General features: G+C 65.7%; 23 protein-coding genes. 10 read left to right on the top strand and 13 right to left on the bottom strand.

Annotated elements, in window-relative coordinates; translation table 11 throughout:
- Positions 1-154 precede the first annotated feature (154 nt).
- Complete coding sequence (locus N0B15_RS06750) at positions 155-2,893, bottom strand: DNA-directed DNA polymerase (protein ID WP_263018833.1); 2,739 nt, start codon at positions 2,891-2,893, stop codon at positions 155-157.
- A gap of 143 nt (positions 2,894-3,036) precedes the next feature.
- Between N0B15_RS06750 and N0B15_RS06745 the strand changes: the two genes are divergently transcribed.
- From N0B15_RS06745 to N0B15_RS06735, 3 genes are read left to right on the top strand one after another with little or no spacing between them, the layout of a single operon-like run.
- A complete protein-coding gene (locus N0B15_RS06745; RefSeq protein WP_263018832.1) occupies positions 3,037-3,222 on the top strand; it encodes a DUF7331 family protein in 186 nt (61 codons plus the stop codon).
- A gap of 52 nt (positions 3,223-3,274) precedes the next feature.
- Positions 3,275-3,706 carry a DUF7322 domain-containing protein gene (locus tag N0B15_RS06740; RefSeq protein ID WP_263018830.1) on the top strand — a complete coding sequence of 144 codons (432 nt, stop codon included), beginning with the start codon at positions 3,275-3,277 and terminating at the stop codon, positions 3,704-3,706.
- Positions 3,703-4,167 (top strand): DUF7346 family protein, encoded by a 465-nt coding sequence (locus tag N0B15_RS06735; RefSeq protein WP_263018828.1) that lies wholly within the window; start codon positions 3,703-3,705, stop codon positions 4,165-4,167. The genes N0B15_RS06740 and N0B15_RS06735 overlap by 4 nt, the downstream gene beginning before the upstream one ends.
- A 1-nt stretch (position 4,168) precedes the next feature.
- Here N0B15_RS06735 and rad50 read toward each other — a convergent pair whose 3' ends face one another.
- The 3 genes from rad50 to N0B15_RS06720 all read right to left on the bottom strand — a co-directional run bounded on the left by rad50 (position 4,169) and on the right by N0B15_RS06720 (position 8,546).
- Positions 4,169-6,838 carry a DNA double-strand break repair ATPase Rad50 gene (gene rad50, locus N0B15_RS06730; protein WP_263018827.1) on the bottom strand — a complete coding sequence of 890 codons (2,670 nt, stop codon included), beginning with the start codon at positions 6,836-6,838 and terminating at the stop codon, positions 4,169-4,171.
- Positions 6,835-8,166 carry a DNA double-strand break repair protein Mre11 gene (gene mre11, locus N0B15_RS06725; protein WP_263018825.1) on the bottom strand — a complete coding sequence of 444 codons (1,332 nt, stop codon included), beginning with the start codon at positions 8,164-8,166 and terminating at the stop codon, positions 6,835-6,837. The genes rad50 and mre11 overlap by 4 nt, the downstream gene beginning before the upstream one ends.
- 110 nt (positions 8,167-8,276) lie before the next feature.
- Positions 8,277-8,546 (bottom strand): MarR family transcriptional regulator, encoded by a 270-nt coding sequence (locus tag N0B15_RS06720; RefSeq protein ID WP_263018823.1) that lies wholly within the window; start codon positions 8,544-8,546, stop codon positions 8,277-8,279.
- A 137-nt stretch (positions 8,547-8,683) separates the two neighbouring features.
- Here N0B15_RS06720 and pan1 point away from each other — a divergent pair, with 137 nt between their 5' ends.
- Both pan1 and N0B15_RS06710 read left to right on the top strand, forming a co-directional pair.
- Positions 8,684-9,898: a proteasome-activating nucleotidase Pan1 gene (pan1, locus tag N0B15_RS06715; RefSeq protein ID WP_263018822.1), complete on the top strand. Its 1,215-nt coding sequence runs from the start codon at positions 8,684-8,686 to the stop codon at positions 9,896-9,898.
- A 157-nt stretch (positions 9,899-10,055) separates the two neighbouring features.
- On the top strand, positions 10,056-10,907 hold the full coding sequence (locus tag N0B15_RS06710; protein ID WP_263018821.1) for a cytochrome c oxidase subunit 3: 852 nt from the start codon (positions 10,056-10,058) through the stop codon (positions 10,905-10,907).
- A 21-nt stretch (positions 10,908-10,928) separates the two neighbouring features.
- On the opposite strand, the gene N0B15_RS06705 is transcribed toward N0B15_RS06710, so the two are convergent.
- Together N0B15_RS06705 and N0B15_RS06700 are read right to left on the bottom strand one after the other, a co-directional pair.
- Positions 10,929-11,540 carry a DUF7979 domain-containing protein gene (locus N0B15_RS06705; RefSeq protein WP_263018820.1) on the bottom strand — a complete coding sequence of 204 codons (612 nt, stop codon included), beginning with the start codon at positions 11,538-11,540 and terminating at the stop codon, positions 10,929-10,931.
- A gap of 4 nt (positions 11,541-11,544) precedes the next feature.
- Complete coding sequence (locus tag N0B15_RS06700; protein ID WP_263018819.1) at positions 11,545-13,824, bottom strand: DUF6789 family protein; 2,280 nt, start codon at positions 13,822-13,824, stop codon at positions 11,545-11,547.
- Positions 13,825-14,008: 184 nt separating this feature from the next.
- Here N0B15_RS06700 and coxB point away from each other — a divergent pair, with 184 nt between their 5' ends.
- The gene (coxB, locus tag N0B15_RS06695) at positions 14,009-14,773 is read left to right on the top strand and encodes a cytochrome c oxidase subunit II (RefSeq protein ID WP_263018817.1); all 765 of its coding nucleotides are present in this window, start codon (positions 14,009-14,011) and stop codon (positions 14,771-14,773) included.
- A gap of 79 nt (positions 14,774-14,852) precedes the next feature.
- Here the strand turns inward: coxB and N0B15_RS06690 are convergent, their stop codons facing one another.
- On the bottom strand, positions 14,853-15,050 hold the full coding sequence (locus N0B15_RS06690; protein ID WP_263018816.1) for a DUF8142 family protein: 198 nt from the start codon (positions 15,048-15,050) through the stop codon (positions 14,853-14,855).
- Between the two features lie 80 nt (positions 15,051-15,130).
- Positions 15,131-17,050, bottom strand: coding sequence for a serine hydrolase domain-containing protein (locus N0B15_RS06685; RefSeq protein WP_263018815.1), 1,920 nt, complete (start codon positions 17,048-17,050; stop codon positions 15,131-15,133).
- Between the two features lie 176 nt (positions 17,051-17,226).
- On the opposite strand from N0B15_RS06685, the gene purD reads away from it, so the two are divergent.
- On the top strand, positions 17,227-18,522 hold the full coding sequence (purD, locus tag N0B15_RS06680; protein ID WP_263018814.1) for a phosphoribosylamine--glycine ligase: 1,296 nt from the start codon (positions 17,227-17,229) through the stop codon (positions 18,520-18,522).
- Between the two features lie 34 nt (positions 18,523-18,556).
- Here purD and N0B15_RS06675 read toward each other — a convergent pair whose 3' ends face one another.
- The 3 genes from N0B15_RS06675 to N0B15_RS06665 form a co-directional block, all read right to left on the bottom strand.
- Positions 18,557-18,778 carry a DUF7550 family protein gene (locus N0B15_RS06675; protein WP_263018813.1) on the bottom strand — a complete coding sequence of 74 codons (222 nt, stop codon included), beginning with the start codon at positions 18,776-18,778 and terminating at the stop codon, positions 18,557-18,559.
- Positions 18,779-18,839: 61 nt separating this feature from the next.
- Positions 18,840-19,418, bottom strand: coding sequence for a magnesium transporter (locus N0B15_RS06670; protein WP_263018811.1), 579 nt, complete (start codon positions 19,416-19,418; stop codon positions 18,840-18,842).
- Positions 19,415-19,987, bottom strand: coding sequence for a magnesium transporter (locus N0B15_RS06665; RefSeq protein ID WP_263018810.1), 573 nt, complete (start codon positions 19,985-19,987; stop codon positions 19,415-19,417). The genes N0B15_RS06670 and N0B15_RS06665 overlap by 4 nt, the downstream gene beginning before the upstream one ends.
- A 183-nt stretch (positions 19,988-20,170) precedes the next feature.
- Between N0B15_RS06665 and hisF the strand changes: the two genes are divergently transcribed.
- Positions 20,171-20,983 carry an imidazole glycerol phosphate synthase subunit HisF gene (gene hisF, locus N0B15_RS06660; protein WP_263018809.1) on the top strand — a complete coding sequence of 271 codons (813 nt, stop codon included), beginning with the start codon at positions 20,171-20,173 and terminating at the stop codon, positions 20,981-20,983.
- A gap of 46 nt (positions 20,984-21,029) precedes the next feature.
- A complete protein-coding gene (locus N0B15_RS06655) occupies positions 21,030-21,848 on the top strand; it encodes a hypothetical protein (RefSeq protein ID WP_263018808.1) in 819 nt (272 codons plus the stop codon).
- 92 nt (positions 21,849-21,940) lie between these two features.
- Here N0B15_RS06655 and N0B15_RS06650 read toward each other — a convergent pair whose 3' ends face one another.
- Both N0B15_RS06650 and N0B15_RS06645 read right to left on the bottom strand, forming a co-directional pair.
- On the bottom strand, positions 21,941-22,222 hold the full coding sequence (locus tag N0B15_RS06650; protein ID WP_263018807.1) for a DNA-directed RNA polymerase subunit L: 282 nt from the start codon (positions 22,220-22,222) through the stop codon (positions 21,941-21,943).
- 133 nt (positions 22,223-22,355) lie between these two features.
- The gene (locus N0B15_RS06645) at positions 22,356-22,793 is read right to left on the bottom strand and encodes a hypothetical protein (RefSeq protein WP_263018806.1); all 438 of its coding nucleotides are present in this window, start codon (positions 22,791-22,793) and stop codon (positions 22,356-22,358) included.
- Between the two features lie 122 nt (positions 22,794-22,915).
- Between N0B15_RS06645 and N0B15_RS06640 the strand changes: the two genes are divergently transcribed.
- A complete protein-coding gene (locus tag N0B15_RS06640; protein ID WP_263018805.1) occupies positions 22,916-23,062 on the top strand; it encodes a hypothetical protein in 147 nt (48 codons plus the stop codon).
- Positions 23,063-23,123 lie beyond the last annotated feature (61 nt).

The following is a 23,123-nucleotide window of genomic DNA, read 5'->3' as shown; positions in this document are numbered from 1 at the left end:
TATCTGACTGGATACGGTGTTGTTTACGAAAAATATTTTTTCTATTCATCAACGATTCTCACCGACACCGTGGCTCGGCTCACACTCTCCGGCTCACGTCACATCCGGCACAGTGCCGTCGGTCCACGGCCGATGCAGCGGCTCGAGAGCCACCTCACATGAAACTGTCGAGACCGGTCTGTTCCTGGCCGGATTTGATCTCCTCCCAGGAGATGCCGAGTGCCTCGAGAATCCGCGAGATCGGTCCCTGGAGGGTCTTCTCGAGCATGACCTCGTAGTCGATCGCGAACGCCTCGGGGATCTGGTCTTCGTACTCGAAGCAGATGACGTCCGGGTCGCGCTTGAACGCGCCGTAGACGGGATCTCGGCGGGCGTCGAGACCCTGCTCGTCCTCGAGTTCGACGAAGAATCCGGGGTCGACCCGCTCGAGGTAGAGGCGTTTCGGCTTGCTCCCGCGGTCGAAGTTCGTCCCGAGGAAGCGGTTAGCGTACTTCGCCCCGCGCACGTGGGCGGTGTCGGTGTCGTAGTTGTCGAGGCGTTTGCCGATGCCGCCGGGGATGGCGATCTCCTCGAGACTCACCGCGCCGTTCTGGAAGTTCTCGATGACCTCGCCGAGGTAGGTTTTCACTTCCTCGATGTCACCCTCGCGGACGATCATCTCGATGACGCGGTGTTGGACCTCTTTGGTGATCGGCGCGATGTCAGAGCGTTTGTACTCGAAGCCGGTGATGTCGATGTCGTCGACGTCTTTGCCCTCCTTCCAGACGATGTGACCGGCGTAACGCTTCTTGGTTCCGGCCTGGAAGAACCGCCGGTAGAGCTTCTCGAACTCGATCTGGAAGCGGTGGTCCTCGGCGTTCAGGTCGTCGGCTGCGAAGTCGCCGTAGCGGCCGTTGATGTACTCCTCGATCTCGAACGACTGCTCGAGTGCCTCCGCTTTCGACACCTCGCCACCGAGTTCGAGCATGACCGAGTCGGTGTCGCCGTAGGCGACCTCGTAGTCGATTTCCGTTGCCGCTCGCTCGGTAAAGCGGATCACCTCGCGGCCGGTCGCCGTGATGGCCGCCGCGGCCTCTTTGTCGTAGAGGCGGAAGCGATCCCAACCCGACACCCCATATAAAGAATTCATAATTACTTTGACACTTCCTTGCTGACGGTCGTACTGATCGTACTCCGGTGTGCCGGGTTCGTGCTGATTTCGAAGTGTCTTCTTCTCCTCACGTTCGGCGAGCAGTTCCGTGATCATCTCGCGCATGACCCCGTCCGGTTCCTTCCGGAAGTGGGTGGGTTCGGGTTCCGTCGGTGCGACGAACGTCTCGCCGCCGTAGTCGTCGGGGTCGACTTTCGTCTCCGGCGAGGCGTTGACCGTCACCATACACATCGGGTACAGACTCTTCAGGTCGAGGACGGTGACGTTCTCTCTGACGCCCGTGATCGGGTCGAACACCGCCCCGCCCTCGTACTCCTCGCCGCTCTCCTGTTGGCCCTTCGAGGGCAGCGCGAAGCGGCCGTGAGCCTCGTGGAGGACGTACATGTCGACGGCGTCACCCGGCGTCGGCGCGTCCTCGAGTTTACAGCCGACGAACGTCGCCACCTCGCGCCAGAAGGGGATGATCTCCTGTTTGCGGTCGAGTTCGACACAGAGTTCGACGTCGCGCAGGTTGTACTCGAGCAGTCGCGTCGGGTTCTCCTCCCAGAGGTCGCCGATGGTGCCCGCGTAGCGTTCCTTGCCGACGCCGAGTTCGACCTCGCCGACGGCGTCCAGTCGGTAGGAGTCGAGTTCGCTGAACACCGTCCGCTTGTAGGCGTAGAGCAGGTCGAAGACGACCCGGCCTTTGATGTCGGGTCCGCCCCAGCCACTGCGCCAGACCTCGCCGACGCGCGAGAGGCGCTCGACCCGCAGGTCGTAGTCGTGGTGGGGACCGTCGCGTCGCTCGAGCCGGTCGAGGAAGTACGGCGCGTCGAAGTCCTCGAAGTTCCAGCCAGTCAGGACGTCGGGGTCGGTCTCTTCGATGTAGGTGAGAAACGCCTCGAGCATCGCGTCCTCGTCGGCGAAGGCGCGAACGTCGGCGGAGATCTCGCCGGAAATCGGCTCGTAGTCGGTGATCGCCTCGGGGATCTCGCCGTCGCCCTCGGGAGCCTCGTAGAGCCACATGACGTACTCGTCGCGCACGGAGTCGTGGCTGGTGAGACAGACGATCGGTTCCTCGCCGTCTTCGGGGAAGCCGTGGCGGTCCTCGACTTCGATGTCGAAGGTGAGTACGCGCGGGACCGCCTCGACGGGGGCGGCTTCGACCTCCTCGTGGGAGACGAGCACGGTGCCGTCGTCGGCACGCCGGTCGGGGACGCGGATACCGCTCCGAACGTCTTTGTCGATCAGAAACCGGTTCGGAAAGAGGATGTCCGCCTCGTAGTGGTCGAACTCGTCTCGGATCTGGCCGACGTCGCGCGGTGTTCGCCCGTAGATCTTCGTCAGCGCTTCCCCGCGGATACTCTCGTGAGCGCCGCCGTTCGCGCCCGCTTCTTCCCACCCCGTGATCCGGTCGTCGCGCTCGAGCGCACTCACGTCGAGCGTCGCCGTCGGGGCGTAGAAGTAGGGTCTGAAGTCGATCACTTGCACGTGCTCGAGCGTCCCGTCTGGGGTACGCCCGAAGACGTGAATAATCGGCCGTTCGTCGTCACCCCGGCCGGTGATGGTGTAATCGACCTGCATCACCGCGATCTCGAGTTCGCCCTGGGCGTCGGGTAAGGTCTCCTCGAGTACGTCGACGACGTCCCCACTCGCCGACCCGCCGTTTCCGGCGACGGCGGCCGCCTCCTCGGCGGGCCGTTGCTCGCTGTCGGACCCGCCCGAGGCGAAGCGCTCGAGTCCCAGTTGCCCCTCGTCAGTCATGCTGTCGGGGTTCGTGTGCGCCGCTTAAAAACACCGTGCAATCGCCGATCAGTCGGGCAGGTAATGACGTATTTCCCGGTCAGCTACCTGTTACACCTCCGGCAATAAGACATTTAATGTGGTAACACATAGCACATAGGTAGGTGATAGAAGTGTCCACTCGTGCTGACGATAGCCGGAGGGGTGACAGTGTTCGACGCGGCGAACCTGCGAGCATCGCGACGATCGAGTCCTACGAGACGAAAGATGGGGTCGTCTTCTACGACGCGGAGAATCCACTCGCGTGGATGGAGACCAGCCAGACCTACGCGTTAGAGGATTTCGCCTGAGCACAGGCACCGTGTGAGAACCCTTTTCTACGAACTCCACGTTCGGGTAGACGTGCTGTTCGAGCGAACCGAACACGAACCCGACGAGTACGACCCCGAAGAGGACCTCTACGACCCGAAGACCGACTCGCTCACGGTCCCGCAGGTCGACGCCGACCTCGAGGACGTCCCCGCCGAGGTCCAGCGCCCCTTCTGGTTGGCCGTCCTCGGCATCAAGGGTGGGGTGATGGCCGGCGGCGTCGGCGCGGTGCTGCTCGCGGCTGGCTACGACCAGTCCATCGGACTCGCGCTCGTCGTCGCCGGCGCCGCCTTCTTCGCACTCGCGCTGTACCGGATCAGGGTGTTCAGCGCCTCGCTCGAGCAACTGGACGAGGAGACCGACGACGGAGAGCCATCCGAGCCGGCCGGCGAAGCCGGAAACGGGGAGGACACCGACGGCCCGGCCGAGACGGGCGACCCGGACGGTCCCGCCGACGAGCCATGAGACTCGTCACCGACGCCGACGGCACCCGCTATTTCGTCTGTAAACGCTCGAGCGACGCCACACTCGTTCGCGACCCGGCCACGGGCGAGCGCCGCTACCTCCCGAACGACGACCTCGAGGAACTCGACGGCGAGAGTGCACTCGAGGTCGCAGCCAGCGGAGTCGATCCCGCCGTCAGAGCGCTCTTGCGGGCGGTACACGACGACGACGGACTCGGACTCCTGATCGAACTCACCGACCGGGGACCGCTGGCGGCGCGGACGCTGCTCGAGCGCTACGACTACTGTGAGAGCGACCTCCACGGCCGCCTGCTCGAGTACCGACTCGCGGGGTTGCTCGAGGAGGCGACCGTCGCTGGCGAGCGCGGCTACCGGGCCAGCGATGATCTCGTGGACGCCCTCTCGATTCTCCGGCCCGCGTACACGGACGAGAGCGGGGACCCGGCGGACGGGCCGCCGTAACTCACTCGGCCGAGAGCAGCGCCGCCTCGGGTGGCTCGCCGTGTGCGAGTCGCGAGCGGTTCGACGTCGAGTCCTTCTCGACGCTCACCAGGCGATCGGCCGCACCGACCAGTTCCTGATCGTGGCTGACGACGACGATCTGTTCGACGCCAATGGAGCGCATCGACTCGACGAGCGAGACCAGTTGCGTCACGTGCCCCGAGTCGAGGAACACGGTCGGTTCGTCGAGGATCAGCGGCGGCATCGGCGCGCTCCCCTCGACACCCTCCGCCAGCAGGCGGTAGATCGCACACCGCAGGCTCAGGTTGAACAGCGCCCGCTCGCCACCCGAGAGCTGTTCTGGCTCGAGCGCCTCGCCGTCTTTCTGATACACCGTCAGCCGGTACTCGCCGTCGAGTTCGATCGCGGCGTAGGAGTCGTTCTGGTAGACCAGGTCGAACGTCTCGTTGAGCAACCGCTCGAGCGTGTCGACGTTCTTCCGGCGTAACTCCGCGCGCAGGTCGCCGTAGGTCGCCTGGAGGGTCTCGGCCTCCTCGTAGAGCGACTCGAGGCGCTGACAGCGCGCCCCCAGGTGCTCGAGGCGGCCGCGAAGCTCCTCGAGTTCCTCGAGTTCGCGCTCGATCGCCCCGATGGCGTTCTGCACCTCGTCGCGGCGCTCACCGAGCGTCTCGAGTTCCGCGCCGACGCGCTCGAGGTAGCTCTCGGCGTTCTCCTTCTCGTTGCGCGCCTCCTCGATGCGCTCGGCGTCGAACTCGGCTTCGAGGTCACGTACCCGCGTCCGTTTCTCCGACAGGCGGGTCCGTCGCTCCTCGTTCAGTTCGGCCTTGCTCGCCCGCTGGGTGCGTATCGCTTCGATCTCACCGTCGAGCGTCTCGATCTCCGTCTCGAGGTCCTGGACGCGCTCGAGCGCAGCGCGCCTCTCGCTCAGTTCTTTGCGCTCGCGGTTCACCGCTCCGAGGTCGGCTCTGTGTTCGGCGACGGTCTCTTCGAGTTCGCTCGCCTCCTCGCGTTTCTCCTCGGCGTCGCCCTCGAGTTCGTCGGCGCGCTCGAGCAGTGTCTCGCGCTGGCCCGCCCGCTCTGTGAGCGCCTCGCGTTTCTCCGCGAGCAACTGGGCGACGTTCTCCCGGTTCGTCTCGAGTTGCTCGACCTCGCGCTCGATCTCGACTAATTCCTCCGCCCGCTCGAGGCGCTCCTCGACCGCCTCGAGTTCCGCCGTCCGTTCGTCTCGCTCCGTTTCGAGCGTCTCGAGTTCGGCACGTCGCTCCTCGAGCACGTCGACGTGCGGCGAGTCCTCGACCGGCTGGCCACACTCGGGGCACTTTCCGGCCGCGAGCAGGGTTTCCCCCTCCTCGATCGACGCACTCGTCTTCTCGATCTCTATTCGCAGCTCCTCCAGTGTAGACCCCACCTCCGTTCGCTTCGCATCGACCGTCTCGCGGTGCGCCGATGCCTCGCCGTACTCGACCGGTGCCTCCTCGAACGTCGCCCGTGCGCGCTCGATCTCGCCGTCCAGCTCCGCGAGCGTCGCTTCTCGCTGTTCGATCGTCTCCTCGTCGGCTTCGAGTGTCTCGGCCAGGTCGGCCGCCTCTTCGCGTGCCTGCGCTCCCTCTCGTTCGAGTTCGTCCGCACGTTCGCGCAGGCGCTCGAGCGACTGTGAGCTGGTTTCGATCTCGAGGCGACACTCCTCGAGGCGCTCGCGCAGGGTTTCGTCCTCCGCTTCGAGTTCGTCGAGGCGTTCTTCGACGCTCGCTCCGTCGAGGTCGACGCTCGAGCGCGCCTCGTCGCGGTCGTCCTCGAGTTCGTCTCGGCGCTCTCGCCGGGTTCGGAGTCGCTCTTCGAGGGTTTCGCGTTCGCGCTCGGTCTCGCCGATGGTCTCTCGGAGCGACTCGATGTCGTCCTCGAGCGTCGCGAGTTCCTCCTGCGTCTGCTCGTGGCGCTCGAGGACCGTCGTCGCCGCTTCGGCGGTTCGCTCCGCTTCCCGGCGCTGGGACTCGTAGTGGTCGATTTTCTCGTCCAGTTTCGCCCGCTCGCTCTCGCGGGCGTTCAGCCGCTCGTGGAGATTCCTCTCCTCTTTCGCTTCGACCTGTGAGCGAACGTCGTCTACGAGTTCTTGCTGGCCGTTGAGAACCTCTCTCACCCCGAGTCTGGCGTCGCTCGCCCGCTCGCGGTACTCCTCGAGTGCGCCGAGCTGGAGCAGGTCGTCGATCATGTCCTGGCGCTCGCGCGGGGAGGCGTGGATCAGTTTGTTCACCTCGCCCTGGCGGACGTAGGCGCAGTTGACGAACGCGTCGGCGTCCATGCGCAGCAACTCGGTGATCTCCCGGCGGACGTCTCGCGCGCCTTCGATGGTCTCGTCACCGCTCTCGAGGACGCACTTCGTGGTCGTCGCGCGCTCGCCGCGCAGTTTCAGCCGCCGCTCGACGTGGTACTCACGGCCGTCGTGGCTGAACCAGAGTTCGACGCCGGTCTCCTCCTCGCCGGTCGTGATCACGTCGTCGAGCGTCCGGTCGTCGAGCGCCTTCGAACCGTAGAGCGCGAAGAAGACCGCCTCGAGCAGCGACGACTTCCCGCTGCCGTTGACGCCGTAGACGACCGTCACACCGTCGCGCAGTCGGAGGTCGCTCTCGCCGTAGCACTTGAAGTTCTCGAGGCGGACGCGGGAGACTCTCACGAGAAATCACCCATCGAGACCTGGCCGTCGTCCGCCGGATCGGCCGGCGGCTCGTCGGTGGCCGTCTCCGAGTCGACGTCGGGTTCGCTCGAGTCGGCCGTCGACGCGTCGCCAGCGCTCGAGGGGGGTTCGGCGTTCGCGTGTTCATCCGACGCCGACTCGGCGTCGCCGAGTTCGTCGGCGACCGTCCGCACCGGTGTCTCGCGCTCCGGCGTGCGTGAGAAGCGTCCCTCGTCCGACTCGAGCGCCTCGCGGACCCGGCGTTCGACCGTCTCGCGGACGTTTGCGTCGGCGACGGTGGGGTCTCTGACCGTCTCGTCGATCTCCCGTGCCGCCTGGCTCAGGCCGAGTTCGCCCAGACGCTCGCGGACGGCGTCGTCGGGGTCGGCGAAACTCACCGAGAGGTCCGCCTCCTCGTCGACCTCGCGGTGGTCGTTGACGCGGGCGATCAGCGCGCCGCGGTCGATGGCGAACTCCTCGACGGCCGCCTGCGTGATCGGCTCGCCTTCGCCGTCGACGGTGACGATCACGACCGCGTCCTCGACGTCGTACTCGCGGATGCGCTCTCTGATCCGTTCGAGTCCCTCCGCTGTGCCGAGGTCGACGTCGACGAAGACGAACGGCCGGGTCTCGAGACCGCGTCGTGCGATGGTGATCTCCTCGTCGAACGTGACGAGGTTGTAGCCGCGGTCGTCGCGCTCGCTCGCGCTCGCGCGCTCGGTCGATCCACAGTAGGTCACCCACGTCTCGGCGACCTCTGCGGTGTCGGGTGCGTGGTTGTCACCTAAGAGGACGGCGTCGAACTCGACGCTCGAGCGCTCGAGGACGGTCTCGGTATCCCAGTCGGCGTGGGCGAACGGTTCGAACAGGCCGTGGCCGACGAGGACGGCGTGGTCGGCCGTCTCGGGGACGCTCTCGAACTCGTAGCCGAGGTCCTCGCGCCGCGAGCGGGGGACGAAGTCGAGTCCGTAGAAGGCGACGTCGCCGACCACCGTCGGGGAGGCGCCGAGTCGGGTCGCGAGACCGAGCGCCTCGAAGAGGTCGAGCCACTGGGTGTCGCGTTTCGATTCGTGGTTGCCGACGATCGCCAGAAACGGCACGCCCGCGTTCGCGAGCGTCGTGAGTACCTCGACGGTCCCCTGGAGGTCGAGGAGACCGGGGCGGCGGTCGTGGAAGAGGTCACCCGCGTGGACGACCGCGTCGACGTCGTCGGCGACGGCGTCGCTCGCGACCTGGCGAAACGCGTCCAGAAAGTCGCGGCGACGCTCGGGGGCGTTGTACTGCTGGTACCCGATGTGGGTGTCGCCGGTGTGAATCACCCGTGTCATCTACCCGACCCTTGCCCGCCGGTCACTAAATGGGTTCCGCGAGCGTCGCGTGAGAAGAGCGGCCGAACGCGAAGGCGGTGACTGTCGTCAGTGTATCTCGGAGTCGAGACCTACGACTCGATCTCGAGCGAGTAGAGTCGCTTTCTGGCGTCGGAGAACGAGAACCGCGAGTCGATCACGTTCTCCTCGTCGAGACGGTTCAGCGCGTAGCGAACCGTCCGCGCCGGGAGGAGGGTTTCCTCTGCGATCTCCTGTTGGGTCATCGTATCGTTGTACTCGAGTACCTTCGCGACCAGTTTCGCACTCGGCGGGAGATCCTTGACGTCGTCCCACGTACCCCTCGCCCCGGCGTCCTGTCGTAGCGTCTCTGATGCGCTCATCGTTGCTACGGGATACTCCATACGGGGTAATAATATTTGCTGTTTAGACCTATGCATAGTGGTAATATACCGGCGGCGGGAAATTAGGAGTTGCCTTACCCGAAACCTCTTATGAAGCAACCACCTACGGAGGGATGATGAGCGACACTGTGGACGACGTCGACCTCCCGTACGACGACGAGGAGACGTCCCAACAGGAGAAAATACGGGCGCTCGAGGATCGCCTGGACATCCTCGAGTCACAGAACGAGGAGATGCGGGACAAACTCCTCGACGCGAACGCAGAGAACAACAAGTACCAGCAGAAACTCGAGCGACTGACTCACGAGAACAAGAAGCTCAAGCAGTCGCCGCTGTTCGTTGCCACCGTCCAGGAGATGACCGACGAAGGCGTCATCATCAAACAACACGGCAACAACCAGGAGGCGCTGACGGAGGTGACAGAGGAGATGCGCGCAGATATCGTGCCCGATACGCGCGTCGCGGTCAACAACTCTCTATCCATCGTCAAGACGCTCTCGAACGAGACGGACGTTCGCGCTCGCGTGATGGAAGTCACCGAGAGTCCGGACGTCAGCTACGAGGACATCGGCGGTCTCGAAGAGCAGATGCAGGAGGTCAGAGAGACCGTCGAGATGCCGCTGAAGAAGCCGGAGATGTTCCGGGACGTGGGCATCGACCCGCCGAGTGGCGTCCTCCTCTACGGGCCGCCCGGCACCGGGAAGACGATGCTCGCGAAGGCCGTCGCCAACCAGACCGACGCCACCTTCATCAAGATGGCTGGCTCGGAACTGGTCCACAAGTTCATCGGTGAGGGGGCGAAACTCGTCCGCGATCTCTTCCAGGTCGCCAGAGACCACGAACCCGCCGTCATCTTCATCGACGAGATCGACGCCATCGCCTCCCGGCGGACGGAGTCGAAGACCTCCGGCGACGCCGAGGTCCAGCGGACGATGATGCAACTACTCTCGGAGATGGACGGCTTCGAAGACCGCGGTGAGATCCGGATCATCGCCGCCACCAACCGTTTCGACATGCTCGACCGGGCCATCCTCCGTCCGGGTCGCTTCGACCGCCTCATCGAGGTGCCGAAGCCGAACGAGGAGGGTCGCGAGATCATCTTCCAGATCCACACCCGGAACATGAACGTCGCCGACGACGTCGACTTCGCCGAACTCGCCGCCGAGGCCGTCGACGCCTCCGGTGCGGACGTGAAAGCGATCTGTACCGAAGCCGGGATGTTCGCCATCCGCGACGAGCGGACCGAGATCAGGATGGCCGACTTCCTCGACGCCTGGGAGAAGGTCAGCGCCGAGAGCGAGGACGAACAGATTTCGAAGACGTTCGCCTGAGCGGGCGAGCACACGACGCCCGTTTTTCTCCTGTTGCAACTACCCCCAGAGCCAGCCAGTCCTGGTGACTCCATCCCCCAGCGACCGCCAGTGACAGCTACTTTGCACCTGCAGGTGAGCCAGTAGACGACTCGCCACTCGAGTGAGCCACTCCGAGGTGTTCCCTATCACGTCACCACCTGCTAGCGACCACGGACCCGCCGTCGACTCACCTCCCGACGCCACCGACCACCACCGAAGCAGCTGGCCGGTCGTCGGTGCAGCAGGCGCTGCGACCCTCTACGCGGGGGTCGCGCTCGTGCTCGTCGCCTCCGCGGCGGGAACGGTTCCGCCGGTACTCGGCGTCGCGGTCGCCGTCGGCGGTGGGATCCTCACCGCCGTCGCCTTATTCGGCTGGCTCTCAGAGGCGTTTCTCTCCCGCGTCGCCACCGGACCGGCCGACGCCGAGACGCGCCGCATTCACGTGACGACGATGGTGCTCTTTCTCGCGACGGACCTGGGAACCTTCGGCGCGCTGTTCGTCTACTACGGCTTCATCCGGGCCGGCACCTGGCCACCTGCGGAACTGCCGCCGCTGATCGGCTCGCTCATCCTGCTCAACACGCTCGTGCTCGTCGCGAGCAGCCTCACCTTCCACGCCGGCCACAACGCCCTCGAGCGTGGCGAACGCCGGCGGTTTCTCGCGTGGGTGGGCGTGACGCTGCTGTTGGGTCTCGTCTTCCTCGCCGGGCAGGTCCTCGAGTACTACGAGTTCGTCGTCCTCGAGGGCGTCGCGGTCACCGGCGGCGTCTTCGAGAGCGCGTTCTTCGGCCTGACGGGGCTGCACGGCCTGCACGTCGCACTCGGGGTCGTGCTCATCGGTATCGTCTTCGTCAGAGGAGTGCGCGGTGCGTACGGCCCGGAGCGTGACACCTCGGTCGCGACCGTCGGTCTCTACTGGCACTTCGTCGACGCGGTGTGGCTCTTCCTCGTCGCGGTGCTCTACGTCGGCGCGGCGATCACGTTCTGAGTACGCCGCGAGCGCGTCGCTTCACCGCGGCGGCCACCGGAGCCGTGGCGAGAAGCTCTCGGGGTAGTTGAGGAACGCGACGACGACGAAGCCGCCGAGACCGACGAGCAGCGAGACGACGCCGAGCGGTAACACGAGCGGGTCGACGCTGAGACAGCGACTCGCAGAGACGAGCGTCACGTAGCGCTCGTCCTCGCCGTCGCTCACGAGCACCCCACGCTCGAACGCCGCCAGGTTCGCCGTCTCACCGTCGACCGTTCCCTCGCGGTGGACGTCCTCGAGCGCCTCCTCGAACGCCCGCTGCTCGGCGTCGGTGAGGTCGTCGAGGGTGAGCGTCTCGAGGGCGGGTGTCGAGGTGGCGAGGCGCTCGTCGGTCTCCTCGACCGTGTCGACGCCGATGGCCGGCCGGTCACAGCCGTCGATCGCTGGCTGGACGAGCGCCCACGACCCGGTGACGGCACCGGCGATGCCGAGCGCGAGAAAGAGTGCGGCGACGAACGGAACGACGTAGGTGAACAGCCGTGAACCGATCGGTGGCTCCTCGCCGTCGCTCGAGGCGTCCGTCCGTCTCGTCGGTCGCCCGTCTCGCTCCCGGTTCGGTCCGGTCGCCGGTCGTTCCGTTCGGTCGCTCACGCGATCACACCTCCACGTCCCAGTTGTAGATGGCGTACTGGAGGGTGAGACCCAGCCCCAGTCCGTACGCCCAGTGGCCCAGGATCGAGAAGGCGACGTAGCCGACGAGTTCGAGCCCGGTCTGGCCGGTGTAGAACGCGAGGAGGAAGCCGGCGACGACGATGGTCGCGAACCAGAGTCCGCGCGTGATCTGCGTCCGCCCGGGAATGTATCTGGCGATGGTCACGAACAGCAACGGCCAGAGCGTCATGCCGCCGGCCAGGAAGACGAGGTAGCCGACGAGTGGGTCCTGGGGCAATCCGATCAGTCCCGCCAGGTCTGCGAAGGCGGCGACGTCGAAGACGCCGATGACTGCCCCGCTCGAGAGGACGCCGGTCATGAGGAGGGTGCCGACCAGCCCGCCGAGCGCGCCGACGAGCGTGTTCTCGGCCACCTTGCTCACGATGGGGCGAAACTGCGTCGAGATCGCGGGACTCCCCTCGCCGGGGACGGCCGTCGAGGAGGGGCGCACCGTCGCTGGCTCGGTCGGCTCGATGCCGTACTCCCGCTCGAGTCTGGCTTCGAACCACTGCCACTCGCGGGTGAACTGCTCGGTTGCTTTGAGGTTCCAGACGTCAGCATCTTCGACGGGTGGACCGGCCCAGTACGACCAGAGCATGTTGTACAGCCAGAGGAGGACGCTGATGCCGACGAGGTAGGCACCGATCGTCGCGACCTGCTGGAGCGGGGCGTAGACTGCGGGGTAGGCCGCGATGCGCCGCGGCAGTTCGAACAGGCCGAGGATCACGAGCGTCGTGAACGTGATCGTCGAGCCGACGACGAGCAGCGTCGCCTGGAAGCGTGCGAGCCGCCGGTCGAACAGCCGGCCGGTGATGATCGGATACCAGTAGTAGCTCGCGGCGACCATCATGAAGGGGATGATCCCCATCACGATCAGGTGGAAGTGGCCGACGACGTAGTAGGTCCCGTTGTACTGGATGTTGATCGGAATCGACGCGAGAAAGATGCCGGTGACGCCGGCGATGACGAACGTGGCGATGGCACTCACACAGAGGATCATCGGCGCAGTGAGGCGGACTGAGCCGTCCCAGATGGTGGTCATCCAGTTGAACACCTTGATGGCGCTCGGAATCGCGACCGCGATGGTGGTGACCATGAACCCGGCGCGGATGCGCGGGTCGATGCCGGTCATGAACATGTGGTGGACCCAGACGCCGAAGCTGAGGACGCCGATGGCGAGCGTCGAGTAGACGACGAACTGGTAGCCGAAGAGTTTCCGGCCGCAGAACTTCGGGAGGATGAGACTCATCAGCCCCGCCGCTGGCAGGAAGATGATGTAGACCTCGGGATGGCCGAAGAACCAGAACAGGTGCTGCCAGAGCAGCGGGCCACCACCTTCGGCCGCGTAGAAGGTCGTCCCGACGTTCCGATCCAAGAGCAACATCACGATGGCGCTGCCGAGGATCGGAAACGCGAAGATCACGAGACCGCTCGTGGTGAGCATCGTCCACGAGAAGATGTCGAGGTTCGCCCAGGTGACGCCCTCGCCACGCTCGTAGACGACCGTGACGACGAAGTTGATCGCTGCGAGCGTCGTCGCGATGCCGCTCAGGTGCAGCCCGAGCAAGAGCAGGTCGATCTGTGGGTTCGCCATCTGTGTCGACAGCGGCACGTAGAGCGTCCACCCCAGCGCCGGTTCGCTCAGTGCCCCGAAGAAGCGAACCACCGGGTTCTCGCCGACGAAAAAGCCCAGCGTCTTCGCCGTCACCTCAGAGAGCAGGCCCGCTCGAGCGAGCAACAGCGACGGCGGCAACAGCCAGAAGCCGATGGCGTTCAGGCGGGGGAACGCCATGTCGTCCGCGCCAATCAGTAAGGGTAAGAAGTAGTTGCCGATGCCGAAGAACACCGGTGTGACGAAGAAGAAGAGCATCGTGATGCCGTGGGCGGTGAACAGCTCGTTGTAGGTTGGTTCGTTCCAGACCGACGCCGCGGGCACCAGCAACTCGGTGCGGATCATCATCCCGTCGATGCCGCCCCACAGCGCGGCCGTCGTCCCGAAGGCGATGTAGAGCAAGCCGATGTCGCGGTGGTTCGTCGTCGTCAGCCAGCGTTTCACCCCCCGCTTCAGCGAGGCGACCTCGAGTGAGAGGTCTCTGCGGGCGTGTGCGCCGCCATCGGGTCGGACGCTGGCGTCGTGCTCGCGCGCTCGAGCGGCGACCGCCAGACACCCTCCCAGAATCGCGACGAACAGGCCGACGCGCAACAGTGTCGGATCGACGCTCACGGACACCCCTCCTCTGAGGGGCGGCGGCCGCCCGGTCGCCTGGCTGTGACTCGAGTGGGTCGCTGGCCCGTCATCGAGCGAACTCCTACGACGGACGGTGGTATGAAACCCGAGTGACACCGGCTGTGGTAGTTCTCGAGTACTCACGGGGGCTATTTGCCGCTCGGCGTGGTGAGACGGTTCGATGGACGCCCGTCGTGCCTCGCTCGCCCTCTGTACGCTCGCCGCCTTCGTACTCGCGACGACGCCGGTCGCCGCCCAGTCGGTCAACCGCGACCTGATCGACAGTCTCTACCTCCAGTTGCTCTACGTGGCGCTCCCGCTGACGCTGTTCGTGCTGGTCATCCTCGCCTACTCGGTCGTGCGCTTTCGGGACAACGACGACCCACAGCCGACGGCCGAAGATCCGCCACTCGAGATCACCTGGACGGCGGCGACGGCGATCATCCTGCTGTTCGTCGGCGTCTCCTCCTACGCGGTGCTCGCGAGTCCGTACCTCTCGCCGGGCGTCCAGACCGACGGGGAACTCGCGGGAACCGGGACGAACCCGGTCGAGGTCCCCGAGGACGACGAACTCGTCGAGGTCGTCGCCTACCAGTGGGAGTGGCAGTTCGTCTACGACGAGGCGAATCTGACGACCCAGAACGAACTCGTCCTCCCCGCCGACGAGGACGTCACGCTGTCGATGACCTCGAACGACGTGATACACTCACTCGCCATCCCCGAGCTGGGGGTCAAACAGGACGTCTTCCCGGGCCAGGAGTCGGCGATCAGGACCAACGTCCACACCACCGGTGAGTACGACGCGTTCTGTACCGAGTTCTGCGGTGCGCGCCACGCCCACATGCGGGCGAACGTGACCGTCGTCGACCGGGACACCTACGACGAGTGGCTCGACGAGCACGCCGACGAACGCGGCGTGACCGAGGCGCCAGCGCTCGAGGACTAGTCCCCTTCCACGTCAGCTGGTGAGTGAAAATCGGGCGACCGCACTCGGCTCTCTCCATCCGTTCGGGCTTGCCGACGCACTAGTCGGTTCCCGCTCCGAACGCGACCCAGGCGAGCGCGCACATGAACGCGACGGGGACGAGCACGACGAACCCCCAGAGGAAGTCAGCGCCCCAGAGGAGGAGCAGGACGAGGTTGAACACCCCGACGAGGAGGAACGAGCCGACGGCGAGCGCTCCGTGGACGCGGTCGACCGAGGGTGACTCGAGGTGGCTCACGCGAGCACACACACCGGCGAGCGAAAAATAACGGTCGGGTGGTTGTCGAGTGCTGTGGTCCACAACCCGGTGGCGTCCGCTCAGAGCGCCGCGCGCAGGACGTTCCAGTACTCGAGTTGCCACAGCAAGGTGGCGAACGCGAGGAGGACGACGACGAGGTAGACGCGCGCGAGCCGTGAGTGGCGGCTGGCCGTGTGGCTCCCGGTCAACTCGAGCGCCGTCGTCACGGCGGCGACGACCGTCGCGACCGTGAGGACGAGTGCGAGACCGAGGGCGATCCGAAGCGGGAGGGTCAGTCCGTAGATAAACTGGAGCGGGTCGACGAGCAGCGTCCCGACGACGGCGCCGAGGTAGACGACGGCGAGCAGGCTACAGGCGAGTACGGCGACTCTCGCGCGGGTGAAGAAGTCACGTAGCCGGCCGTCGCCGCGCGTCCGGTAGGCGTTGACCGGCCAGACGAACAGCGGCGAGACGATGGCCAGCAGCGCCAGCGCGAACAGGCCACCCTGGACGCTCGTCCGCTCGTACCACGAGAGGCGTTCGTACGGCGGCGAGGGTGCGTCGAGGTAGAGGCGGTCGTCCTCGATCACCAGCCCCGAGACGAACAGGTCGTTGTCGGGACCGGGGGCGAAGACGCCGGGTTCGATCTCCACCCAGGTGACGGCACCGCCGCCGAGAAACGAGGTCTCGAGGAGACCGTCGTCGGTCGCCGAGACGGTGATCGTCTCGCCGAGACCGGCGAGTTTCTCGTGGGTGGTGACGAAGCGGGTCGTCCGGTACTCGCCCTCGTAGGCGTCGGCACGCTCCTCGAAGCCGGGGTGGGTCTCGAGCGTCTCGTCGGGTCCAACCGACCCACCGAGGTGGTCCTCGACGAAGCCGTCGAGCACGTCGACGAGCGCTGCGGTCCCGCCGGGTGAGTTGAAGCTCACGAAGACGCCGGTGTCGTGCTCCGGGAAGAGCGCCAGCAGCGTGTGGAAGTACTCCGTCCCGCCGGTGTGGCCGACGATGCGCTCGCCGCCGCGGTCCATCTGCATGTAGCCGTAGCCGACACCGTTGAGCGAGGGGTGGTGGCTCGCCCGTTCCTCGAGCATCGCGTCGACCGACGCGGACTCGAGGATCCGCTCGTCGCCGAACGCACCACCCTCGAGTGTGGCGCTCATGAAGTTGGCCATATCCGTCGCACTCGCGCTCATCGAGCCGGCGGGTGGGACGCCGACGACCACGTACTCGTCGGTGTGGTAGCCGTCGCCGAGGGGAACGTGCCCTTTCGAGACCGTCCCAACCTCGTCCGGAACCGGCTGGTCGAACGTCGTGTGTGTCATCTCGAGCGGCTCGAACACCTCCCGTTCGAGGTAGCGCTCGTAGGGTTCGCCGTTGGCTTCCTGGACGACTAATCCGGCGAGCGCGCTCCCGTGGTTCGAGTAGGCGATGGTCTCACCCGCTGGGCGGACCTGCCGCGGCATCTCGCGCTCGAGTTTCGCCTCCCAGTCGGCCGCCTCCTCGTACTCCCTGACGAACAGGCCCTCGAGACGGTCCTCGTAGCCCGCGCTGTGCGTGCCGAGGTGCTCGAGCGTGACGCCCTCCGCCTCGAAGCCGTCGACGTGGTCGCCGACCTCGTCCTCGAGCGAGAGCGTCCCGTCCTCGGTACCCTGGACGATCGCGGTCCAGATGGGCAGTTTCGCCACCGAGCCGACGCGAAAGAGCGTCTCGTCGGGGTCGACCGCCTCACCCGTGTCGGCGTCCGCGTAGCCGTAGCCCGCCGCGTGGACGAGTTCGCCGCCCTCGACCACCGACGCGCTCGCACCGGCGATCTCGTAGTCAGCCATCGCTTCCTCGACGAGGGCGTCGAACGCACTCGCCGCCTCGTCGTCGAATGCGGGTGGGGCGCTCGCCCCGGACTGCTCGAGCGCCGTCGGTTCTGCGGCGAGTGCGAGCGGTGTGAACGCCTGGAGGACTAGCACGATACAGACGAGAGCGGCCACTGCCGTTCGACGTCTCATGTCGCCTCCTTTGTATACCCACACCGTAAATCTACCTCTACACTTACACGAATTGCCGCTCGAGCCCGCTCGTTCGCGTCGACAGCGGGCGTCTCGTCGCGAGGCCGGTCGAGTCACACGCGTCGACCGGGCGCAAAAAAGGAACGTTTACCCGTCCGTACGTACCGGTTTCGACCATGCGAGAGATCGTGCTACTACTCGGCGGCGGCGGGCGCGAACACGCGATCGCGCGCGCACTCGCCGACAGCGACGTCGATCTGTACGCCTGCGCGGAGAACAAGAACCCCGGTATCGCGGGCCTGGTCACCGAGTTCGAGACGCTCGAGACGACCGACCCGGAGGCGGTCGTCGAGTACGCCCAGCGGATCGACGCGACCATCGCGGTCGTCGGTCCCGAAGCGCCGCTGGCCGCCGGTGTCGTCGACGCCCTCGAGCAGGCGGGAGTCTACGCGTTTGGACCCGAGAAGGACCTCGCGCGGATCGAGACGGACAAGGCCTTCCAGCGACGGTTCATGACCGAACACGGGGTTCCGGGCTGTCCGGACTACGAGACCTTCGACGACCCGGAGGCGGCGTGTGACTACATCGACGCCTACGACGGCGACCTCGTCATCAAGCCCGCCGGACTCACGGGTGGGAAGGGCGTCAAGGTCATCGGCGAGCAGGTCACCCCGGAGGAGGGCAAAGCCTACATTCGCGAGTCCGACTACGAGACCATCGTCTTAGAGGAACGTCTGATCGGCGAGGAGTTCACCGTCCAGGCGTTCGTCGCCAACGGCGCGTTCGAGACCGCACCTGCCGTACAGGACCACAAGCGCGCCTACGAGGGCGACGTCGGGCCGAACACCGGCGGCATGGGGAGCTACACCGACGCGACTCGCGAACTGCCCTTCATGACCGAGACCGACTACGAGGAGGCCGTCTCGATCATCGAGGCGACCGTCGACGCGCTCGAGGGCTACAAGGGCATCCTCTACGGCCAGTTCATGCTCACCGCCGAGGGACCGAAGGTCATCGAGTACAACGCCCGCTTCGGTGACCCCGAAGCGATGAACACCCTACCGACGCTCGAGACCGAGTTCCTCGACGTGCTCGTCGCCGCACGCGACGGAGACGCCCCACCAGCGCTCGCGTTCACAGACCAGGCGACGGTCTGTAAGTACGCCGTTCCCGAGGGCTACCCGGACGACCCGAACGCCGGGGCGCGCGTCGAGGTCGACGAGGAGAGCGCCGGCGACGCCCTGCTGTACTACGCCAGCGTCGACGAGCGCGACGACGGCATCTACACGACGACCTCGCGGTCGTTCGCCGTCGTCGGCGTGGCCGACACCATCGCCGAGGCCGAAGAGATCGCCGAAGACGCACTCTCGGTCGCCGGTGAGGAGGGACTGCACATGCGCCACGACATCGGGAAAGCCGACCTCGTCCAGCAGCGCATCGATCACGTGAACGAACTTCGCGGCGAGCAGTGAGGACCACGTAGTTCGCGGATCGACCGTACTTCTTTCAGAAGGTAGCGAGGACCGGAATCGCGAAGGCGACGACGAGACCGACCGCGAGCACGAGCGCACCGAGACCGGCCGCTCGAGTAGTGAACTCGCTCATCGGTGCCGTGGTTCGTCCCTCGTCGATATCGTGGCCGACGGTCGCCGCCGAGTCCTGGTCGTGGACGGGATCGATCTCTTCGTCCCCGTGGGCGTCTTCGGGTTCGTCTACAGGGTCTGCCATACTCGAGCGTATCGCTGGCGGTCACTTAAGCGCTGCTAGACGGGTCGGTGCCGAGCGCCGCTCAGAAGCCCAAGACGGCCGCCGAGACGCCGATGAAGATGAGCATTCCACAGACGTCGACGACGTTCGTGACGATCGGAATCGTGGTGTCGTCGGGGTCGACTCCCAGACGGTAGGAGGCGTAGGTGGCGGCGAAGCTGAACACGACGGCGATGACGGCGACAGACATGCCGCTGACCAGTGAGATGACCAGCAACGTCGACAGGGTGAGATCAGAGCCGAGTACCACGCCGATCGCGTAGGCACCGATGGCGAGCGCGGTGAAGATAGTCGCTGCGAGGGCGATGACCGCCGCAATGTCGATCCACAGCGCACGGTCTCGCGGGTCCAGGTCGGTCGTCCCGAGGTGGAATCGCGTCGAGAGCCGGGAACTCAGGATGGCACCGAGGTTGCCACCCATGTCGACCATCGTCGGGACCATGACCGCGAGGAGACCGTAGCGGTCGAGCATCTCTTCGGCCTCCTCGAGCGTGATCCCTGCCACGAGCACGATCGCCGAGAGGACGACCAGCAGGGGGAACATGTTCCTGACGATGCGCCTGGTGTCCCAGCTACCGAGCGAGTCCTGTGGGGTTATCATGGGACGATCACCCCGACGAGCAGGATGGCGAACAGCATGAACAGCATGCCGAAGATGTCGCCCAAGGTGGTGACGATCGGTCCGATGAGGTTGTCGGGGTCGTAGCCACGCTTGTAGCCGGTGAAGACCAGCGCGAGTAAACCGACGATCATGACGACCGAGGTCAGTACGCCAGCGATCAGCATGATGCCGACGAGTTCGTAGAGTGCGGCCGCCTCACGGCCCAGTGCAAGGAGGGCGATCCAGGTGATGACGCCGATCACGATCGAGATGCCGATGCCGTTGATGAACGAGGCGACGACCGCGTTGACGAGGCGGTCGTTTCGTTCGAACTCCGGTGGGATCAACCCCTGGTGGAGACCGCTCGCGATCCGGCCGCCGAGCGCGCCGTAGACGTTCCCCCGCGTCGCGAGGAAGACGGGAACCATCACGAGGATACCGGGAAACCGCTGGACGCTCTCGATGATCGACTCGAGTACCAACCCGGCGAAGAGTCCACCGCCGAGGGCGACCAGCAGGATCGGTAGCGCCTCCCGATAGATGGACCAGAACTCACGCCTGACGCTCATATCGGGTAGTCAGTGCATCGCCTGATAAACGTACCGAGAGACGGAGAGTACGTCGTGGCTGACCACTTTCCCGCTACCACGTCGGCCGGTCAGTACTCGAGACTGCGCCGATGCCCTCCGTTCCGGGTGGATGGTCCCGGTCGAAACGGTGAAACACCCCTCGCACCAACCGACGGGTAGGAAATGCTCACGAAGCGAATCATCCCCTGTATCGACGTCGACCTAGACGACGACGGGAATCCGGCGGTCTACACCGGCGTCCACTTCGAGGATCTGAAGTACACCGGCGATCCGGTCGAGATGGCTCGAGCGTACAACGAGGCGGGTGCCGACGAGTTCGTCTTCCTCGACATCACCGCATCCGCAGACGGCCGGGAGACGATGCTCGACGTGGTCTCACAGGTCGCAGACGAGGTGTTCATTCCGTTGACCGTTGGCGGCGGCATCCGGACGACCGAGGACATCAAGGAGACGCTGCGCGCGGGCGCGGACAAGGTCTCGATCACCACCGGCGCACTCGAGCGTCCCGAACTCGTCAACGAAGGGGCGCGCGCCTTCGGCAGTCAGTGTATCGTCATCAGCGTCGACGCCCGACGGCGCTTCGACGAGGACGGCGAACACTACACGCAGGTCGACGGCGAGTCCTGCTGGTTCGAGTGTACCAAGAAGGGCGGACGCGAAGGGACGGGCATCGACGTCCTCGAGTGGGCCGCCGAGGCGGAGTCCCGCGGTGCGGGTGAGTTGTTCGTCAACTCCATCGACAAGGACGGAACGAAAGACGGCTACGACATTCCGTTGACGAGTGCCGTCTGTGACGTCGTCGACACGCCCGTGATCGCCTCCTCCGGCTGTGGCGGTCCCGAGCACATGCACGAGGTGTTCACCGAGGCGAACGCCGACGCCGGACTCGCGGCCTCGATCTTTCACTTCGACGAGTACTCCATCGCCGACGTGAAGTCCTACCTCGACGAGCGAGACGTTCCGGTCCGGTTCTGAGTGGGGGTTTCGCTAGGCTTTTCTTCCGTCAGCCGAGTGTTCAGGCGTGAAGTGGCGGTGTACCTGGTGTGGAAAACCACACGAATCGAACGACCCGCCCTGCGATAGCTGCGGCCACGGCACCTTCGAGGAGGCGGTCGTCCGCGAACAGGAGTTCGAGACGGTCGACACCGGCACCCAGTACATGTGGGTGTGCTCGAACTGCGGCCGCCAGCACGTCAAGAACAACCCGCCCTGTTCGCGCTGTGGCGAACACGACCTGGAGAAGGTCGAACAGAGCTACGAGGACATCGAGAGCGACCTCGCCGCTCCGAGCTGGCTCGAGGTGGCGAGACCCTACGCGCCGATCATCCTCGTCTTCGCGCTCGTCGTCGGTCTCTTCGTCACCGGCGTCGTCTCCCCGTCGGTCATCCCCGGCATCGGGACACCCACCGTCTCCGACGTCCCCGGTGACGGCGACGTGTCGGCGGGCATCGACCTGGTGCTCGTCGGAGAGGAAGTCCACGAGCGACTCGAGACCGAACGGGGGAGTGACGCCGAGAGAAGCTACGGAGGCGGACTCGGTGATCTGGCGGCCTACGCGAACCACCAGGACGTCGTCGAACACTACGGCGACGAGCGCCCGAGCGACCCGAGTACGCGCGAGTTCGACCTCTCGTGTTCGCGCTCGACGATCGTCGGCGGCCAGCTCGGCCCGCTCTCGGAGTCGATCACTGCCTTCGAGAACGAAGCGGCACTCGCCACAGAAATCACGGAGTCGCTCGCCGGTTCGACGCCCGCGTCGGTGACCGACGCACGCACCGAAGCCCTCGACGTCCACGTCGGTCCCGACGGGACGGTCTTCGTCTACTACCTCGTCTGCTGAACCCGACGGGACGGTCTTCGTCTACTACCTCGTCTGCTGAACCCGACGGGACGGTCTTCGTCTACTACCTCGTCTGCTGAACCCGACGGACGCTAGGCCGCCTCGAACGCCTCGCGGAGCGCGCTCGTCTTCTCACGAACCGTCGCCGCGCCAGCCTCGAGCGCGTCGAGCGGGTCGACGCCGTCGATGGTCTTGACCGTCAGGATCGGGTCCGTCTGGCCGCCGGACTGTTCTGGGTTCATGTCGTAGGTTGCGGCGCTCACGTCGTCGTGCTCGAGGAGTGCGCCCTTCAACACGTTCATGAACGTGTGGTCCTCGCCGCCGATCTCGATCGACAGCTCGTTCTCGCTGCTCTCGGTGACCCGTAGCTCCATACACCACTCTGTGGTGTTCGCTCGCTTGTACCTTTCGAAGCGGCTGGTATAGTCGCCACTGCAAGTCAGTGCACTCCCGATCGCCAGACGGGTCGGCGATCAGTGTGTGAATCGTTGCAGTTGTTACTATATCTCAGGCGGCTGTGGAACGGACGCGCCGGCGGACGACGAACTCGAGACCGCCGACGACGAGCACGATCACCAGCGGGACGACCCAGAGCGGGCCGAACAGCGAGTCGGCGGAGAGATCGATCGACGACGCGCCGGCGGCTCGAGCGGTCTCGAAGCGGCGCCAACTCGTAAGAAACGCGGCGACGAAGAGCGTCACCAGCGCGAGCGCTGGCGTGACGAGACCGAACCGAGCGCGCAGGACGACCGGTGTGGCTCCGAGCGCGACGAGTCCGCCGACGGTCACCGCGAAGAACGCGAGTTCCTCCGAGGTCGCCGGGGTGAGTGCACCGACCGGGCGACCACGGACGACGCCCGATAGCCAGAGCGCCGCGACGGCGTGGACGATGCCTGTCACCAGCGCGAGTGCGAGGATTCCTCGAGCGTTCGTCCTGGGGATCACACTCGAGAGCAACGCATCAGGGGGACGAAAAGATTGTGATAGCCGCGACGCCGACACCCGCCGGCCGCGTCTCGATCCGTTGCAAGCCCAATCGCTACACTCCGGCGTGGTGTTGGTGACGTATGGTTCGTCTCTCGACGGTCGTCATCGTCCTCGCCATCGTGCTCGGTATCGGCCTGCTCCCGATTCCGGTGCTCCCCGGTGCCGGGATACTCGTCGGTCTCTCGGGCGTCGTTCTCGGTATCGTGTTGCGTTTGCTCGGCCACTGACCCACGCTATCCGAGCGAACGGACGGGGGACGCCCAGCGCACGACGGCCACGGGCCGGCCG

Origin of the sequence: Natronobiforma cellulositropha, from assembly GCF_025629245.1 — an archaeon.
Classification (GTDB): Archaea; Halobacteriota; Halobacteria; order Halobacteriales; family Natrialbaceae; genus Natronobiforma; species Natronobiforma cellulositropha.
Note: the sequence above shows the minus strand (reverse complement) of the source record. Positions and strands in the feature narration are given on the sequence as shown.

What these genes read in the sequence shown, in the direction of transcription:
- N0B15_RS06750 (WP_263018833.1), bottom strand. Translation starts at nt 2,893, where the DNA reads ATGACTGACGAGGGGCAACTGGGACTCGAGCGCTTCGCCTCGGGCGGG.
- N0B15_RS06735 (WP_263018828.1), top strand. Translation starts at nt 3,703, where the DNA reads ATGAGACTCGTCACCGACGCCGACGGCACCCGCTATTTCGTCTGTAAA.
- mre11 (WP_263018825.1), bottom strand. Translation starts at nt 8,166, where the DNA reads ATGACACGGGTGATTCACACCGGCGACACCCACATCGGGTACCAGCAG.
- N0B15_RS06720 (WP_263018823.1), bottom strand. Translation starts at nt 8,546, where the DNA reads ATGAGCGCATCAGAGACGCTACGACAGGACGCCGGGGCGAGGGGTACG.
- pan1 (WP_263018822.1), top strand. Translation starts at nt 8,684, where the DNA reads ATGAGCGACACTGTGGACGACGTCGACCTCCCGTACGACGACGAGGAG.
- coxB (WP_263018817.1), top strand. Translation starts at nt 14,009, where the DNA reads ATGGACGCCCGTCGTGCCTCGCTCGCCCTCTGTACGCTCGCCGCCTTC.
- N0B15_RS06685 (WP_263018815.1), bottom strand. Translation starts at nt 17,050, where the DNA reads ATGAGACGTCGAACGGCAGTGGCCGCTCTCGTCTGTATCGTGCTAGTC.
- purD (WP_263018814.1), top strand. Translation starts at nt 17,227, where the DNA reads ATGCGAGAGATCGTGCTACTACTCGGCGGCGGCGGGCGCGAACACGCG.
- N0B15_RS06675 (WP_263018813.1), bottom strand. Translation starts at nt 18,778, where the DNA reads ATGGCAGACCCTGTAGACGAACCCGAAGACGCCCACGGGGACGAAGAG.
- N0B15_RS06670 (WP_263018811.1), bottom strand. Translation starts at nt 19,418, where the DNA reads ATGATAACCCCACAGGACTCGCTCGGTAGCTGGGACACCAGGCGCATC.
- N0B15_RS06665 (WP_263018810.1), bottom strand. Translation starts at nt 19,987, where the DNA reads ATGAGCGTCAGGCGTGAGTTCTGGTCCATCTATCGGGAGGCGCTACCG.
- hisF (WP_263018809.1), top strand. Translation starts at nt 20,171, where the DNA reads ATGCTCACGAAGCGAATCATCCCCTGTATCGACGTCGACCTAGACGAC.
- N0B15_RS06650 (WP_263018807.1), bottom strand. Translation starts at nt 22,222, where the DNA reads ATGGAGCTACGGGTCACCGAGAGCAGCGAGAACGAGCTGTCGATCGAG.
- N0B15_RS06640 (WP_263018805.1), top strand. Translation starts at nt 22,916, where the DNA reads ATGGTTCGTCTCTCGACGGTCGTCATCGTCCTCGCCATCGTGCTCGGT.